Origin of the sequence: Janthinobacterium sp. Mn2066 (genome assembly GCF_049319705.1) — a bacterium.
Lineage (GTDB): Bacteria > Pseudomonadota > Gammaproteobacteria > Burkholderiales > Burkholderiaceae_D > Janthinobacterium.
On sequence record NZ_JBMOUF010000001.1, the window covers coordinates 607,945 to 623,731 of the forward strand.

At 62.6% G+C, this 15,787-nt stretch carries 20 protein-coding genes; 2 read left to right on the forward strand and 18 right to left on the reverse strand.

All coding sequences use genetic code 11. The features are described 5' to 3' along the window. Nucleotides 1–40: 40 nt before the first annotated feature. Entirely contained in the window at nucleotides 41–697 is a 657-nt protein-coding gene (locus ACL9RI_RS02650; protein ID WP_422725034.1) for a LysE/ArgO family amino acid transporter, read from the forward strand. Nucleotides 698–699: 2 nt separating this feature from the next. On the opposite strand, the gene fliR is transcribed toward ACL9RI_RS02650, so the two are convergent. The 13 genes from fliR to fliF form a co-directional block, all read right to left on the reverse strand. Further along, nucleotides 700–1,548, reverse strand: coding sequence for a flagellar biosynthetic protein FliR (gene fliR / locus ACL9RI_RS02655; protein WP_422725035.1), 849 nt, complete (start codon nucleotides 1,546–1,548; stop codon nucleotides 700–702). Between the two features lie 21 nt (nucleotides 1,549–1,569). Then, the gene (fliQ, locus tag ACL9RI_RS02660; RefSeq protein WP_422725036.1) at nucleotides 1,570–1,839 is read right to left on the reverse strand and encodes a flagellar biosynthesis protein FliQ; all 270 of its coding nucleotides are present in this window, start codon (nucleotides 1,837–1,839) and stop codon (nucleotides 1,570–1,572) included. Between the two features lie 9 nt (nucleotides 1,840–1,848). After that, nucleotides 1,849–2,580 (reverse strand): flagellar type III secretion system pore protein FliP, encoded by a 732-nt coding sequence (fliP, locus tag ACL9RI_RS02665; RefSeq protein ID WP_422725162.1) that lies wholly within the window; start codon nucleotides 2,578–2,580, stop codon nucleotides 1,849–1,851. A gap of 40 nt (nucleotides 2,581–2,620) precedes the next feature. Beyond that, the gene (fliO, locus tag ACL9RI_RS02670) at nucleotides 2,621–3,229 is read right to left on the reverse strand and encodes a flagellar biosynthetic protein FliO (RefSeq protein WP_422725037.1); all 609 of its coding nucleotides are present in this window, start codon (nucleotides 3,227–3,229) and stop codon (nucleotides 2,621–2,623) included. Beyond that, nucleotides 3,226–3,660 carry a flagellar motor switch protein FliN gene (gene fliN, locus ACL9RI_RS02675; RefSeq protein WP_183675686.1) on the reverse strand — a complete coding sequence of 145 codons (435 nt, stop codon included), beginning with the start codon at nucleotides 3,658–3,660 and terminating at the stop codon, nucleotides 3,226–3,228. Before fliN ends, fliO begins: the two co-directional genes overlap by 4 nt. A gap of 28 nt (nucleotides 3,661–3,688) precedes the next feature. Continuing rightward, complete coding sequence (fliM, locus tag ACL9RI_RS02680) at nucleotides 3,689–4,669, reverse strand: flagellar motor switch protein FliM (RefSeq protein ID WP_152248580.1); 981 nt, start codon at nucleotides 4,667–4,669, stop codon at nucleotides 3,689–3,691. 6 nt (nucleotides 4,670–4,675) lie between these two features. Next, a complete protein-coding gene (gene fliL / locus ACL9RI_RS02685) occupies nucleotides 4,676–5,182 on the reverse strand; it encodes a flagellar basal body-associated protein FliL (protein ID WP_422725038.1) in 507 nt (168 codons plus the stop codon). Nucleotides 5,183–5,368: 186 nt separating this feature from the next. Next, entirely contained in the window at nucleotides 5,369–6,694 is a 1,326-nt protein-coding gene (locus ACL9RI_RS02690) for a flagellar hook-length control protein FliK (protein WP_422725039.1), read from the reverse strand. A gap of 39 nt (nucleotides 6,695–6,733) precedes the next feature. Next, a complete protein-coding gene (fliJ, locus tag ACL9RI_RS02695; RefSeq protein WP_422725040.1) occupies nucleotides 6,734–7,174 on the reverse strand; it encodes a flagellar export protein FliJ in 441 nt (146 codons plus the stop codon). A 32-nt stretch (nucleotides 7,175–7,206) separates the two neighbouring features. After that, nucleotides 7,207–8,523, reverse strand: a complete 1,317-nt coding sequence (gene fliI, locus ACL9RI_RS02700) for a flagellar protein export ATPase FliI (protein ID WP_260173904.1) — start codon at nucleotides 8,521–8,523, stop codon at nucleotides 7,207–7,209. A gap of 92 nt (nucleotides 8,524–8,615) precedes the next feature. Further along, nucleotides 8,616–9,314 (reverse strand): flagellar assembly protein FliH, encoded by a 699-nt coding sequence (locus ACL9RI_RS02705; RefSeq protein ID WP_422725163.1) that lies wholly within the window; start codon nucleotides 9,312–9,314, stop codon nucleotides 8,616–8,618. A gap of 43 nt (nucleotides 9,315–9,357) precedes the next feature. Beyond that, nucleotides 9,358–10,356: a flagellar motor switch protein FliG gene (fliG, locus tag ACL9RI_RS02710; RefSeq protein WP_422725041.1), complete on the reverse strand. Its 999-nt coding sequence runs from the start codon at nucleotides 10,354–10,356 to the stop codon at nucleotides 9,358–9,360. After that, nucleotides 10,349–12,064: a flagellar basal-body MS-ring/collar protein FliF gene (gene fliF, locus ACL9RI_RS02715; protein WP_422725042.1), complete on the reverse strand. Its 1,716-nt coding sequence runs from the start codon at nucleotides 12,062–12,064 to the stop codon at nucleotides 10,349–10,351. Before fliF ends, fliG begins: the two co-directional genes overlap by 8 nt. Before the next feature lie 287 nt (nucleotides 12,065–12,351). Here fliF and fliE point away from each other — a divergent pair, with 287 nt between their 5' ends. Beyond that, a complete protein-coding gene (fliE, locus tag ACL9RI_RS02720) occupies nucleotides 12,352–12,693 on the forward strand; it encodes a flagellar hook-basal body complex protein FliE (protein WP_422725043.1) in 342 nt (113 codons plus the stop codon). Here fliE and ACL9RI_RS02725 read toward each other — a convergent pair whose 3' ends face one another. From ACL9RI_RS02725 to fliS, 5 genes are read right to left on the reverse strand one after another with little or no spacing between them, the layout of a single operon-like run. Continuing rightward, nucleotides 12,694–13,455 carry a flagellar brake protein gene (locus ACL9RI_RS02725; RefSeq protein ID WP_422725044.1) on the reverse strand — a complete coding sequence of 254 codons (762 nt, stop codon included), beginning with the start codon at nucleotides 13,453–13,455 and terminating at the stop codon, nucleotides 12,694–12,696. 18 nt (nucleotides 13,456–13,473) lie between these two features. Next, a complete protein-coding gene (locus tag ACL9RI_RS02730; RefSeq protein WP_422725045.1) occupies nucleotides 13,474–13,812 on the reverse strand; it encodes an EscU/YscU/HrcU family type III secretion system export apparatus switch protein in 339 nt (112 codons plus the stop codon). Then, complete coding sequence (locus ACL9RI_RS02735; RefSeq protein WP_422725046.1) at nucleotides 13,802–14,980, reverse strand: flagellar hook-length control protein FliK; 1,179 nt, start codon at nucleotides 14,978–14,980, stop codon at nucleotides 13,802–13,804. The genes ACL9RI_RS02730 and ACL9RI_RS02735 overlap by 11 nt, the downstream gene beginning before the upstream one ends. Nucleotides 14,981–14,997: 17 nt before the next feature. Beyond that, entirely contained in the window at nucleotides 14,998–15,324 is a 327-nt protein-coding gene (locus tag ACL9RI_RS02740; protein WP_422725047.1) for a flagellar protein FliT, read from the reverse strand. 3 nt (nucleotides 15,325–15,327) lie between these two features. Beyond that, entirely contained in the window at nucleotides 15,328–15,774 is a 447-nt protein-coding gene (gene fliS / locus ACL9RI_RS02745) for a flagellar export chaperone FliS (RefSeq protein WP_183675698.1), read from the reverse strand. Nucleotides 15,775–15,787: the final 13 nt, after the last annotated feature.

Sequence of the window (15,787 nt, forward strand, 5' to 3'; positions counted from 1 at the left end):
TAGTTTGCCTTCATTCGAGCGCACAGGCAAGATGCGCCGCATGACTATTTCAACGACTTCTATGCCACTGGCTTTTTCCATCTTTTCCCAGGGCCTGGCCTTGGGCCTGGGTCTCATCGTTGCCATCGGTTCGCAAAACGCCTTTGTCTTGCGGCAAGGCTTGCGGCGCGAACATGTGGCGCCCGTGGTGCTGTTTTGCGCCCTGGCTGACGCCGTACTGATCGCGGCCGGCGTGCTGGGCATGGCCCAGGCGCTGGGCCAGCGTCCGCTGCTGGCCAGCCTGCTGGCGCTGGGCGGCGCGGTTTTTCTCGCTGTGTATGGCTGGCAAGCCTTGCAGCGCGCGCGCCAGCCGCAGCAGTTACGGGCGGCCGAAGGTGGGGACGGACTCAGCCTGACCGCCGTGCTGGCCCAGGCAGCTGCCTTTACTTTGCTCAATCCCCATGTGTATCTCGATACGGTATTGCTGGTCGGTAGTATTGGCGCTCAACAACCTGCCATGCTGCGCGGCTGCTTTATTCTCGGTGCCAGCGCTGCCAGCCTGTTCTGGTTCAGCTTGCTGGGCTTCGGTTCACGCTGGCTGGCGCCAATGTTTGCCCGGCCTGCCGCCTGGCGGGTGCTCGATGGCTTGATCGGCGTGACCATGTTTGTCTTGTCGGCGTTGCTGCTGCGTCATGCACTGAGCGGTTTGTACGCTTAAGTTCAGGGCGCGGTAACTGGTGCTGGCCGCAGTGGATTGGGTGGCAAAGGCGGTGGTGGACGCTCGCGCGTGGCGAAGCTGCGCGGCAACAGCCGGACGGTTTCTATGCCACGCATAAACATGTTCTGGAACGGCGTGGACAGGTAAGGCAATACCATGCCGATCACCAGCAGGCCCACTCCCAGGGTAACGGGAAAGCCGATACCGAAGATATTGAGCTGGGGCGCAGCACGCGTCAGGATGCCCAGCGCCACGTTGGTCAGCAGCAAGGCGGCGACCACGGGCAAGGCGATCTGCAAGCCGGTGCGGAAGATTTCACCGCCCCAGGCGGCCAATTGCTGGAAGCCGCCGCCGCTGATGGGCGAGGCGGAAATCGGCAGGCTGACGAAACTTTCGGCCAGCGCCGCCAGCAAGACCAGGTGGCCATTGATGGTCAAAAACATCAAGGTGGCCAGCATCACCAGGAACTGGCTGATGGCCGACGAGCGGCCCTTGGTTTGCGGATCAAAAAAAGATGCAAAACCCAGGCCCATCGTCAGGCTGCTGATCTCGCCCGCCATTTCGATGGAGGAAAACACGATGCGGACGGTAAAGCCCATCGCCAGGCCTACCAGCATTTCCTGCGTGAGTATCAGCAAACCGGCCAGCGACATCGGGTCGGCGGCGGGCAGGGCGGGCACGGTGGGGGCGATGATCATGGCCAGCAGCGCGCCCAGCGAGACTTTCACGCTGATGGGCACTGCCGCGTTGCCGAACAGCGGTGCGGCCGCCAGCAAGCCGAGGATGCGGCTAAGCGGCCACAGCAATGCTGCGATCCAGGTATTGAGTTCGATGCTGGAGAGGGTCAACATGCTGGCGGCTGTTGCGGCAACTCAGCCTACCAGGTTGGGAATGCCGGACAGTACCTGGCGCATGTAGTCGACCAGCACGGACAGTATCCACGGGCCCGCCACGACCATGGCGATGAAGATGCCGACCAGCTTGGGAATGAAGGACAGGGTGGCTTCGTTGATCTGCGTGGCCGCCTGGAAAATACTGACCAGCAAACCGATGATCAGGGCCACCAGCAGCATGGGCGCCGCCACCATCAGGGTGATTTCCATGGCTTGCCGGCCCATCGTCATGACGCTTTCGGGTGTCATTGCGCGTCCCTAGTAAAAACTTTGCGACAGGGAACCGAGCAGCAACTGCCAGCCATCGACCAGCACGAACAGCATCAGCTTGAACGGCAGCGAAATGGTGGCCGGCGACATCATCATCATGCCCATCGACATCAGCACGCTGGCAACCACCATGTCGATAATCAAAAAGGGAATGAAAATGGCAAAGCCGATCTGGAACGCCGTTTTCAGTTCACTGGTCACAAACGCGGGTACGAGGATGCGCAGCGGCACGTCTTCCGGGCCTTGCAGGGCGGGCGAGCGCGACATCTTGGCGAACAGGGCCAGGTCCGCCTGGCGCGTCTGCTTGAGCATGAAGGTTTTCAGCGGTTCGACGCCCTTGTCCAGCGCGACCTGCATGGTGATCTTGTTTTCCTGGTAGGGCAAATAGGCATCCGTATAGATCTTGTCGAACACGGGGCCCATCACGAACAGGGTCAGGAACAGGGCCAGGCCCACCATCACCTGGTTCGGCGGCGCCGATTGCGTGCCGATGGCCTGGCGCAACAAGGAAAGCACGATGATGATGCGTGTAAAGCAGGTCATCATCAGCAGGGCCGCCGGCAAGAAGGTGAGCGACGTCATCAGGATGAGCGTCTGCACCGGCAAGGAGTAATTCTGGCCGCCGCCCGGCGCCGGCGTGCTGCTGAAGGCGGGAATACCCGGTTCGGCCAGCGCCCACAGCGGCAAGGCCAGGGCGGCTGCGGCCAGCAGCCAGGTCATCCAATGGCGTTTTTGTATGGTATTCGAGACCATCGTCTGCTTATTTTCCATTGCGCTTTTCGATGGTCTGTTTCAGCCATTCGGAAAAACTGGCGGCGGCCGGACCATTTTGTGCGGCCGCCAGCTGGGGCAGGTCGCCTTCCTGGCGCGGCAGGGTGGCCAGCGCATTGACACGGCCCGGCGAGGCGCCGACGACGATCCACTGGTCCGCCACTTCGATCAGCACCACGCGCTCGCGGCCGCCCAGGCTGAGCGAACTGATGACGCGCATCCGGGCATTGCTGCCCATGGCCTTGGCGCCGTAGCGTTTCATGAACCAGGCCAGGCCCATCAACAGGGCCAGCACGAAGATCAGGGCAAAGATGGTTTGCAGCAAGCTGCCGGCCGAGCTGGTGGGCGTCGCCATCGTCATCGGCGGGCCGGCGGGCATGGCGGGCAGCGGGGCGGCGGCTGGCGTGCCGGCTTCGGGCGCGGATGCGGCGGGCGCGGCAGCGGTGGCCACTGTTGCCGCTGCTTCCGGCGCGCTGGCGCTGATCGAGGCGGCGGCCTCGGGCGCCGGATTTGCCGCAGGCGCAGGTGCAGCATGCGCGATACTGCATGCGGCCGCCAGCGGCAGCAGCACGGTAGAAATCAACAGGCCAGGCTTCATTTATTCAGTTTTCGGATGCGTTCGGACGGCGTGATGATGTCGGTCAGGCGGATGCCGAACTTGTCGTTCACCACCACCACTTCGCCCTGGGCGATCAGACAGCCATTGACCAGCACGTCCATCGGTTCTCCGGCCAGGCCATCGAGCTCCACCACGGAGCCTTGCGCCAGCTGCAGCAAGTTCTTGATGGCGATCTTGGTGCGACCCAGTTCCACGGTCAGCTGCACCGGGATATCGAGGATGAAATCGATATCGTTATGCGTCTCGGACTTCGACGCTTGCTTGGAAAAGTCCTTGAACACGGCGGCGCTGGCCGCGCTGGCCGTATTGGCGGCCTGGTTTTGCAAGGCTTCGGCTTCCGCCTTGGCTTGCTCGGCAATGGCCGCGCCCCAGTCGTCGTCCAGGCTTTGATCGTCTTGGTTGTCGGACATGTCACTCTCCTATTTTTACTGCTGCTACTTATTTGATGTTATCGGCATTGGCGAGCAATTTCTCGACCTTCAATGCATATTGTCCGTTCAATACCCCGTAAGTGCAATCCATCACGGGCACGCCGTCGACGGTGGCGGCGATCAGTTCGGGGATATTGAGCGGGATGATGTCGCCCACCTTCATGTTCAGGATTTCGTCAAACGAGACGCGCGCCGTGCCCAGGGACGCCACCAGTTCCACTTCGGCGATCTGGATCTGCTGCGTCATCAGGCGTATCCAGCGTTTATCGACTTCCAGCGCTTCGCCCTGCAGGCTCGAGGTGAGCGAATCGCGAATCGGTTCGATCATCGAATACGGCATGCAGAAGTGGATCTGGCCCGATACCGAACCCAGTTCCACCGTGAAAGTCGACGCCACCACCACCTCGTTCGGCGTGGCGATGTTGGCGAACTGCGTGTTCATTTCCGAACGAATATATTCGAATTCGACGGGGAAGACCGGCTCCCACGACTTGGTATAGGCTTCAAACACGATATCGAGGATGCGCAAGATGATGCGCTGCTCGGTCTGCGTAAAGTCACGGCCTTCGACGCGCGTGTGGAAACGGCCATCGCCGCCGAACAGATTGTCGACCAGCAAGAACACCAGGCCCGGATCGAACACCATCAAGGCCGTGCCGCGCAGCGGCTTCATGTGCACCAGGTTCAAATTGGTGGGCACTACCAGGTTACGGATGAATTCGCTGTATTTGGATACCCGCACGGAACCGACCGACACTTCGGCGCTGCGGCGCAGGAAGTTGAACAGGCCCACGCGCAGCAGGCGCGCGAAACGCTCGTTGATAATCTCCAACGTTGGCATCCGGCCGCGCACGATGCGCTCCTGGGTTGCCAGGTTGTAGGTACGAACTCCCGTGACGTCTTCCGGCGCCTGCGCGTCGTCCTGGTCTCCGTTGACGCCCTTGAGTAGGGCGTCGACTTCTTCCTGGGAGAGGAAATTATCGGCCATGGCTGCTTATTGAATGATAAATGCGGTGAATAATACGTCTGTCACGTCTTGCTCTGGTCCTTTGTCCACGAAAGGCTGGTTCACTTGGGCAATGATTTCTGCCGCCAGCTGCTGCTTGCCTTCCACGGTATTGAGTTCCGACGCCTTTTTGCCCGACAGCAGCAGCAGCAAGCGGCTGCGCACCTTGGGCATGTTCAGCTTGATGTTATCCATCTCTTCGGGATTGGGCACTTGCAAGGTAAACGCGATCTGCAGGTATTGCTCGCCATTTTCCGGCTGCAAGTTGACGGTAAATGAATCGATCGGCACGAAAACAGGCGGGCCGGCCTTGGAGACTTTTTTCTTGGCTGGCGCGCTATCTTCCTTGTCCGCTTTGCCATGCAGGAAATACCAGGCAGCACCGCCGCCCACGCCGCCAGCCAGCAGCACCGAGGCCAGCACGATGATCAGAAGCTTCTTTTTTGACGCGCCAGCCGGTGCCAGGCCTGCATCTGCTTTCGGATCTGCTTTCATTTTTGGATTTGCTTTCAATGGTACTCGAGTGCATGGAAGTGGATCACGACGCCATTATGTCATTATCGGCAAATTCTGCGCAGAAGGATGCGTTGAAAAGAGGGCCTAAGCGCGCTCAACTCGATGTTTCTGCATGAAAAATTCGAAACCAGGGTCGACCAGCGGCCAGCCGCTGGCCGGTTTAGCTCAGGCAAAGGTATCGACGGCGCTCAGGGAGGCGCGGCCCCGGCTGCCAGTTGCTGCGGCAATCGCGATTTCGCCGCCAGTGACCTTGCTGTCTGCGCTGCCATTTCCATGACCGCCACGGCGGCCATCGGACGCCATGTCACGGTTGCCCTGGTTCTGCTGTTCCTGCGTGCCGGCCGAGACGGTGGCGTTGCCAAACGCAATCCCCGCTTCGCCCATCATCTCGCGCAGGCGCGGCATGGCCGCCTCCAGCGCCTGGCGTACTTCGGGCTGGGCCGACATGAAGGCGGCGTTGGCCTGGTCATTGGTGACGGTCAGCACCACTTTCAAGGGACCCAGGTCCGGTGGATTCAAGGTCAAGGTCGCGCTCTGGTCGCCGCCCGCCGCCATCCACACCACTTTTTGTCCCAGCTGCTGGTCCCAGGCCGGCGTGCCGACCCGTCCTGCCAGCTTGTCGGCCGGCACGGCTGCCGCCGCGGCGGCCTGTTGCAGCGCGGCCGGCTGCAACTGCGCCGCCAGCTTGCCGATATCGGTGGGCGCTTCCTTCAATAGCGCGTCGGCCACGGGCGTGGCGTTTTTGCCTGCCGCCGCCACTTGCAGATCGATAGCCAGCTTGCCGGCATCGGCTTTGCCTGCCTGCGCTCCAGCTTGCAGTGGCGCGGCGGCCTTGCCCTGTGCCTGTTCCAGGCTGTCTGCAAAGTCGGCGGCCGGGGCCGCGCCCTTGCTCGCCGCCGTGCTGACGCCCTTGCCCGTGTCGGCCAACACCTTGCCGCTGGCCAGCAATTGCGCGGCAGTCACGCCGTTGCCATCGCTTTTTGCCGTCAAGGCGCTTGCTGGCGCTGCGGTCTTGCCGGTTTCTGCCGGTTGCTGCATGGCCAGCTTGATGTTGCCCACCAGGGCCAGCATGGCGGCAGCGGGATCTTCCGGCGCCTGCGTCTGTTGCTGCGCCGCATAGGCGGCGGGGGGAGCATCCTCAGTCCCGCTACTGTCCTTGGGGCTGCTGACCGCTGTCTGCGCAGCGTCGGCTGGCGCCTGCTGATCCGCTGGCGCTGCCTCGCTGGCCTGTGTTTTGTTCGCCGGCTGTTGCGTTGCCGGCTGCGCCGCTGGCGTTTGCGGCGCCGCTTGCGCCTGCTGCTGGGGCTGCGCTGGCGCTGGAGCCTGCGTCTGTGCCTGCGCCGCCTTGCTGCTCAACTGGCGCTGTTCGATCTGGCGATCGAGGGCGCGCTGGAAATCGCCGTCGGCGGCCGGCGGCAAGCTGCGGTTGGCAGGCCCTGGCGTGGCGTTCGGCGATACTATCTGGGAAATCGGAGTAGGCTGGGTTTGCATGATCTTGCCTTATGCTTGAGCGATGATGAGCGTCTGTTGTTAGCGTTTATAGTAGGCTTGTCTGGCGGCGTGCTCATCCATTGCCTTCTGGTCGCGCTTGTTTTCCAGCTTAAGCGCCTGTTCCTGGGCCCGCTTGTCGAGCGTGGTATAGGACATGCGCTTGCGCTCGGCGTCTTGCCAGCGGACTTTTTCCGCCTCGCTGCGCGCCTGCGCGTGGTTGACGACTTGCTGCTGCCCCAGGATGGCGCTGTCGAGCTTATGCATGAAGGCCTGGAAGTTGCGGTAGGCCATGGGCGTGATGCCGCTCGCCATGCTGGCCTCGAACCGTTTCGCATAGTCGTCACGGTAGCCGGACAGCATGTCCAGCTTTTCCTTGCAATCGTCGAGCGCTTTCAGGGCGGCGCCCAGGCGCTTGGCGCAATCGTCCGTCTCGCGCTGGGCAAGGTCGATCAGGGTTGCTAGTTGGGAGGGAGAGGCCATGATGAATTATATTCCCGGCATGCCTCGCTCGATCACTCGAACAGAGCGGTAAGTTGCCCCAAGCTCTCGTCCATGCTGACACGTTCGGTAATTTGCTGTTGCAAAAAAGCTTCGATTTTTTCATGCAGGGCGATGGCCTGGTCCAGCACGGGGTCGGTGCCGGCGCTGTAGGCGCCCACGCTGATCAGGTCGCGGCTGCGCTCGTAGCGCGAATACAACTGTTTCAAGCGCCGCGCCCGCTGCTGGTGCTCATGCGTGGTGATCGAGTGGGCTGCGCGCGAAATCGATTGTTCGATATCAATCGCCGGGTAGTGGCCCGCCTCGGCCAGGCGGCGGTTGAGCACGATATGGCCGTCCAAGATTGCCCGCGCCGAGTCGGCGATCGGATCTTGCTGGTCGTCGCCCTCGGTCAGCACGGTATAAAAGGCGGTGATCGAGCCGCCGCCTTCTTCGCCATTGCCGGCCCGCTCCACCAGCACCGGCAGCTTGGCAAACACGGATGGGGGATACCCCTTGGTGGCGGGCGGCTCGCCGATGGCCAGCGCGATTTCACGCTGGGCCATGGCGTAGCGGGTCAGGGAATCCATGATCAGCAGCACGTTTTGGCCCTGGTCGCGGAAATATTCGGCAATTGCCGTCGCGTACGCGGCCCCTTGCAGGCGCATCAGCGGCGGGGTGTCGGCCGGCGCGGCCACCACCACCGAGCGGGCCAGGCCCTCGGCGCCCAGGATTTGCTCGATGAATTCCTTCACCTCACGGCCCCGCTCGCCGATCAGGCCCACCACGATCACATCGGCTTCCGTGTAGCGGGCCATCATGCCCAGCAGCACGCTTTTACCGACGCCGGAACCGGCGAACAGGCCCATGCGCTGGCCCCGTCCCACCGTCAGCATGGCGTTGATCGAGCGCACGCCCACGTCCAGGGTATCGACGATCGGGGCGCGGCCCAGCGGATTGGCAGGGCGCACGTTGATGGGGGCGCTATCGACCGTATGCAGCGGGCCCAGTTGATCGAGCGGACGGCCGGCGCCATCGAGCACGCGGCCCAGCAGTTGCGGGCCGACCGGCAAGTGGCGCGCACGGTCGCTGGGGCGGCGGCGCGGGTGCGCTACGCTGCCCGGGCGGGGAATTGCCGGTTCGACGGAAAAGACGCGGGTGCCGGGCACGATGCCCTCGACGTCGCTTTGCGGCATCAAGAACAGGCGGTCGCCTTCAAAGCCCACCACTTCCGCCTCGACCCGGCCGCCATTGGGCAGCGGCACGGTGCAGGCGGCGCCCACGGCCAGGCGCAAGCCCACCGCTTCCATCACCAGGCCTGCCACCCGCGTGACCCGGCCCGACACTTGCATGGGTTCCACGAAGCCGACCACGGCCGAGCAGTCGTGCAGATACGCGCGCCAGTGCGCCGCATGCCTGCTGGCGGAGGTGGGCGTTTGCTTGCTCACGGCGCCAGCCAGTCCAGGTCTTTGCCCAGCGCGTGCGTCAGGCGCTGCCAGCGGGTGGACGTCTGCGCATCGATCTGGTTGCTGGCCGTATCGATCTTGCAGCCGCCCCGTTCAACCGTCGGGTCTTCGATGATGCGCCAGCCGCCCTTGTCGATTTCATCGCCGATGCCGTCGCGCACGACTTGCGCATCCTCAGGATGGAGCATCAGCAGGGCTGGCTGTTGTAAAACGGGTAAATATTCGATGGCTTCGCGCACCAGCGGCAACATCAGTTCGGGACGCACGGGCAGGGCGGTTTTCAGCATGCCCTTGGCCAGTTGCAGGGCCAGTTCCATCACGTCGTTGGCGATCAATTCGTCGGCATGGCCGACCGCATTGCCAAACTCGACGGCGATGGTTTGCAGGTGCGCCAATTCCACCGCCGAGGCTTGCTTGCCTTCGGCATATGCCTGCGCATGGCCATCGGCATGCCCGGCCGCATGGCCTTCGGCATAACCGGCGGCGCGGCCTTCCTCGAAGGCGCTGGTCCGCGCCTGTTCGCGGATGGCGTCGATTTCTGCCTGGGTGGGGGCGACCAGCGGTTCTGCCTGCTCTTCCGCTTGCAGCTCGGCGTAGGCGTCGATTTCTACCGGGTCCGGCTCGAGCAGCTTGCGCGCCGCCACCACGCTGGGACGGTCGTCGCCGAACGACGTCATTTCCCAGCGCTGGTACGCTGTTTGTTGCTCTTTGGGAATAAAGTTAGACAAACGAATCCTCGCCTTTTCCACCCAGTACTATCTGCCCTTCGTCCGCCAGGCGGCGCACGATTTGCAGGATCTGTTTCTGCTGCGATTCCACTTCCGACAGGCGCACGGGGCCTTTCGATTCCAGGTCTTCTCGCATCATTTCGCCGGCGCGCTGCGACATATTCTTGAAGATCTTGTCGCGCAGCTCTTGCGACGCGCCTTTCAGGGCGATGATCAGCATTTCCGATTGCACTTCGCGCAGCAGCAGCTGGATGCCGCGGTCGTCGATATCGATCAGGTTGTCGAACACGAACATTTCGTCCATGATCTTCTGCGCCATGTCGTTGTCGTAGTTCTTGATGTTGTCCATCACCGAACCTTCTTGCTCGCCGCTCATGAAGTTCAGGATCTCGGCTGCTGCGCGCACGCCGCCCAGCGACGATTTCTTGATGTTTTCATTGCCCGACAGCAATTTCGTCAACACGTCATTCAGTTCGCGCAAGGCCGCCGGCTGCACCCCGTCCAGGGTGGCGATGCGCAGCACCACGTCATTGCGCAAGCGGTCCGTGAAGTGGCCGAGGATTTCGCAGGCCTGGTCGCGTTCCAGATGCACCAGGATGGTGGCGATGATTTGCGGGTGTTCGTTGCGGATCAGCTCGGATACGGATTGCGAATCCATCCATTTCAGCGATTCGATGCCGGACGCATCCTTGCCGCCCAGGATGCGCGACAGCAGCACGGAGGCCTTGTCGTCGCCCAGCGCCTTGGTCAGCACCTGGCGGATGTATTCGTCCGAATCGAGGCCGACGGTGGAATTGAGTTCCGTCTGCGAACGGAAGTCGTCGAGCACTTCGACCACCTGTTCGTGGGCGATGCCCTTCATGGTGGCCATGGCCGCGCCCAGCTTGAGCACTTCGCGCGGGCCCAGGAATTTCATTACCTCGGCCGCTTCGCTCTCGCCCAGGGCCAGCATCAGGATGGCCGCTTTTTGCAGTCCCGTCGATTCAGTCATTATTACCTACCCATGCTTTGATCACGTTGGCCACGACGCGGGGATCTTCCTGCGCCAGTTTTTTGGCCATTGCCAGGTTTTCGCGGTAGCCGCGGGCCGTATCTTCTTCCAGTTCGTCCAGCTCTTCTTCGCTGAGCAAGACCTCGTTTTCTTCGCCGGGCTTGACCAGCGCCGGTTCGACCACCGGTGGCGGGGCGCCAAAATCGTCGATCTTGCGCATCACGGGGCGCAGCATCGGCCGCACGATCTTGATGAACAGATACAGCAAGATCAGGGCGGTGATCAGGAATTTCGCCAATTCCTTGGCCAGCGGCAAGTTGGCCGGGTCGCGCCACCACTCCAGCTTGCCTTCGGGCGGACGCTCGATGCCGTCGAATGGCGAATTGGCCACGCTGAAGCTGTCGCCGCGTTCCTTGTTGTACCCCATGGCCTCTTTGACGAGGTTATTGATCTGCACCATTTCGGCTGGCGAAATCGGCGTCACCGTGACCTTGCCATCCTTGTCGAAGCTGCGGCGGTAGTTGACCACCACGGCCACCGACAGCCGGCGCAAGCCGCCCATCGATTTCTGTTCATAGCGCACGGTCTTGTCGACTTCATAATTGGTGGTCGATTCCTTTTGCGTGGGCGCCGCTGGCGTGGCCGGCGCTGCGCCGGGCGCTTCGGTCGTCAATGGCGCCGTGGCAACGCCAGGCGGCTGGTTCGACAGCGCGCCGGGCACGCCCGATGGATTGGCATTGCCGGCGCCCGTCGATTCGCTGGTTTGCTGGCTGCGGATGGCCGATGCTTCCGGCGGCGAGTTCGGCTTGTAGGTTTCTGCTGCCTGTTCCGTTTGCGAGAAATCCACGTCGGCCGTCGCTTCGGCGCGCACATTGCCTTCGCCGACGATGGGCAGCAGGATCGATTCGACTTGCTTGATCACGCTTTGTTGCAACTGTTGTACGTATTTCAGCTGGTTCGGGTCCAGGTTCTTGACGCCGTTGGCGCGGTCGCGGTCCTTGTCCTGGTTCGACAGCAGATTGCCGGCCTGGTCCACCACAGTCACATTGACTGGAAGCAATTCCGGCACGCTGGAGGCCACCAGGTGCACGATGGCGCTCACTTGCAGCTGGTCCAGGCCACGGCCGGGGTGCAGGTTGAGGAACACGGACGCCGTGGGTTTTTGCTGGTCGCGCACGAACACCTGCGGCTTGGGCAGGGCCAGGTGGACCCGCGCCGTATCGACGGCCGAGACGGCTTCGATGGTCTTGGCCAGCTCGCCTTCCAGTGCGCGCTGGAAATTGACTTGTTCCAGGAACTGCGACACGCCCAGTTTCTGGTTTTCCATCAGTTCAAAACCCACGTTGCCGCCCTTGGGCAAGCCTTGCGCGGCCAGTTTCAGGCGCGCATCGTGGACCTGGGCCGAGGGCACCAGGATGGCGCCGCCGCCTTCGGAAAACTTGTGCTTGATGCCCAGCTGGTCCAGCGAGGCGGTGATGGCGCCGCCGTCGCGGTCCGTAAAATTGGAAAACAGCACTTTGTATTCAGGCGGCTGGTTCCACATATACAGGGCCACGCCGATGGCGATCAGGGCCGCCACGCCCAGGCCGCGCAGGAAATTCTTGCCCATCGGCGTCTTGGCGAAGGCTTGCACGGACTCCACGGGTGTGCGGGCGGGCGCCGGCGCCGGTGGTGGTTGGTTCAGTTCGATGTCTTCCGCTACAGCCATGATGGGTTTCCGGGCGCTGGTTTTTGCTGGTGGGTGGGTTGCCGCCTCGAATGAAGGAGGGGGCGATAGTCAGGATTATCCGCCACCGTCACGCGCTTCAATCGCCCAAATAGAAGGCGCTTTCGCCGCCTGCTCGGCCGAGCGGCTGGCCTTGACGCTGGTATTGTGGAACCCTGGCAACACTTGGTAGTAGTCATTGTACCCGGCGTTGCCTTGCTGGCCAGAGTTTTGTTCTCTGGAAGCAACACGTACAATCAGGTACCATTGGAAAGCAAGCGGGAGGCAAAGTGAAAACAGGCGGTATCGATAGCAGCAGAATCGAGGCGATGATCGCGCAACTGAAGTCGGCGGCCACGCGGCCGGACGCCAAAGTGCCGATGATCCAGACGGACATGCCGGCGGCCAAGGTCAATTTTGCGGACGCCCTGAAGGGCGCGCTCGATTCCGTGAGCGCCTCGCAAACGGCGTCGGCCGAGCTGGGCAAGCGCTTTACCATGGGCGACGACAGCGTCAGCCTGTCCGACGTGATGGTGGCGACGCAAAAGTCCAGCATCGAATTCCAGGCGTCGGTGCAGGTGCGTAATAAGCTGGTGTCTGCTTATCACGACATCATGAATATGCAGGTGTGATTAACCGAGTCCTGCCAGGCGTGCGTTGCGCTCGCGCTCCAGGCGCGTGATGTAGCGCTGCACGTACGCCAGCATGCCGCGCGGCAAGTCGACGAACTGGCAGCCCAGGCGGCGGTTCAGCTTGTTGTTGAGCAGGGTCATGTCCAGCGAATTGCGGATCTGCAGGGTGGCCGTGACGATGCCGACGTCGGGCAAGTCGATGCGGCAACCCGGGTAATTCTTGCCGATGGTCTCGCCCAGCATCAATTTATTGTCCATCATGGCGATGCCGCCGCAGCTGATGTCGGCCAGCGGAAACAGGGTGTCCAAGCCGCCCAGCTCAGCCGGCAGGGGAATCGAGACGCGCACGGGATTGCTGACAGGCGTGTTCATGCGGTAATACTCGCGCCGCTGCAAGCGGATCAGGGTTTCCGGCACGGCGATTTTCAATGCCTTTGTTCCCTCGTACAGGCATTCTTCCACCAGTTCGCTGGAAAACAGGATGCGGATCTTGTCGAGCGTGGTTTCAAACGAAATGCCGGTGGCGGCCACCATGCGACGGTTCTGGTCGGCATTCACGGAACGGTCGAGGATGACGGTATTGCGCTCTGCATCGACTTCCAGGATGGACGTGACGCACACATCGGATTCGCCATGGATCAGCATGCGGATCAGCTGGTTCTTTTCGCCGATGCTGCGCAGCAGGGCGACGATTTCCCGCCGCGATTCCACTTCAAAATCATGCCAGTTTTCGAGGCCGGAATCCATAATATGAGCTTGCATTGATGCCTGTCTATCGGTCTATGTATCGGTGGTAAGGTGACTGGTGTCCGGTGCCGGCGGAAGCGGCTCGCCCTTGGGCCCGCCATTTGCCGATTCGATATGATATAACCAGGCCAGCAGTTCCGCAATCGCCCGATACAGTCCAGGCGGGATCTGGCGGTCCAGGTCGACGTCCATCAACAAGGCCACCAGTTCCTTCGATTCGTGCACGAACACGCCATGCTCGCGCGCCGTGCTGATGATCTTATCGGCGATCAGCCCGCTGCCCTTGGCCACTACCTTGGGCGCCGGCATGCCGCTCTGGTAAGCCAGGGCGACCGCCGTTTGCGGCACCTTGCGCTTGCCGTCATCCAGCATCGCCATCTCCAGCCATGGCGCCGCCGTCTTCCGCGGTGGGGGCGATACTCAGCGCAGACAGGGGCCAGCCAGCCGCATCGAGCGACGCTTCCAGCTGCGCCGCATGCTGGCGCAAGGTGGCGGCGCTATCGGCGCTGCCGGTCTGCATCTGGATGTGGACCTTACCGCCATGCAATACGACTTGCGCGCTGATGTCGCCCAGCAAGGGAAACTGGAAACGCACGCCGCTGCGCCAGGTGGCGGCTTCCTCATCGTCGCCGCTACCGTGCGCGCCGCCTTCGGGGGCATCCTTGGTGACATCCCACTGCATGGGCTGGCCTGGCCACGCTTCGCCCTGCCACTGTACCCTGGCCTGTTCGTGCGTATGCAGCTGCAAATTGATCAATTGCGCCGACGCCAGGTCGGTGCCGCTCCTGGCCACCTCGCCCTGCAAGGCCTTTTGCATTTGCGGTTCCAGCAGCAGCGAGGCCAGCGGGCGCTTGCCTTCGGCCCATTCGGCCACATGCGATTCATAGAACAGGCCGCTGCTGGCCACGGTGTCGCGCAGGTTTTGCGCCAGTTGCGCGGGGTTGGGCGCGCCCTGGCCGCTCATCAGCGGTGTCTTGCCCAGCAGTGCCAACGGCGTGTCCGGTGCGCTTTCGGCCTGCTGCAGCACGCTGGTGATGGCGCGCGCCGTGGTGCTCAGTTCGGGGGCAGGCGTGTCGCCGCCCAGGGTGGGCAGCAGGTTGGCTGGTGTGAGCGGGGCGCGGCTGAGCAGGGTGGCGGCCGTGCTGGCCGTGCGTGCACCGGCCTGGGCGCCCGCCGCGCCTGCTGCCTCGGGCTCGGCCTCTGCCTCTGCATAGGTAAGCATGGGGCCAGCCGGGTTGTCGCGCCCGGCGCCGATTTGAAATGAGGGGCGGGGATTGATGCCGATCAAGGTGAGGGGAATTTCCGTGCCCAGCTGGGCGCCGGCCGGCAATTGCATGCGGGCCGGCGTGCCGGCCACGCGTACCAGAAAGCTGCCGTCGGTCAGGCGCGCCAGCACCTGGCCCTGCATCGATTTGCCGACCAGCCCCTGCAGCGAGCGCTGGAAATCCGCCTGGCGCGGATCGGCCGCTATATCGGCAGGCCGCGTGGCCTTGACCGGGGTCAAGGGCGTCATGCCGATGGCGTCCATCTTCGGCAACATGCCGCCCTCCGTTCGTTTTAAACGCCGTAGGCGTTGGCCAGGCGTCGTTCAGTGCCGGTGTTGTTGATCAGCTTGGACAACTGCGCCATCCAGGGCATGGTCAGGTCGCGGATCTTGCGGTCGTCTTCCAGCATCTGCTTGATCATGGCCACCTTGCGCTGGCGGCCCGTGCTTTCCAGCACCACCTGCTCTTCATTCGCCTTCAGCGCCGCCACGTGGGCGGTGACGCGCTGTTCCAGCACTTCCAGCTGGTCCCAGTCGGCGTTGCCGGCGGCGGCGACCATCTGGCCCGTCAGGGCTTGCATGGCTTCGTAGGTGTTCAATACTTCTTGATTCGTCATCATGGATCAGGCGCTCGCTAGGCTAGGCATACGTTTCAAATCGGCGCCGGGGGCGGCGGCTGGGGTGGCGCCGATGGCGTTCCACGTTTCACGCAGGTCGGACAACAGGCGCTGTACTTCTTCCAGCATGCCCAGGTCGTTATTCAGATTGGCCGTCAGCAGGCGCGCGCTCATGTATTCGTACAGCGAGTCCAGGCCTTCGGCGATCTGGCCGCCCGCTTTCTTGTCCAGGCTGGCGCGCAAGCCGTTGTCGATGATCTGGATGGCTTTCGAGATGGACTTGCCTTTTTCCGGCACATTGCCCGACTTCAGGTGCATCTGCGCGCTGAGCACGGCCACCAGCGCACCGTCATACAGCATCACGATCAACTTGTGCGGCGAGGCCGAGACGATGCCCGTCTCCAGGCCGACCTTGGCGTAGGCATTCACGCCACGTTGTTGGGTTCCAAACATGTGTTTCTCCTGA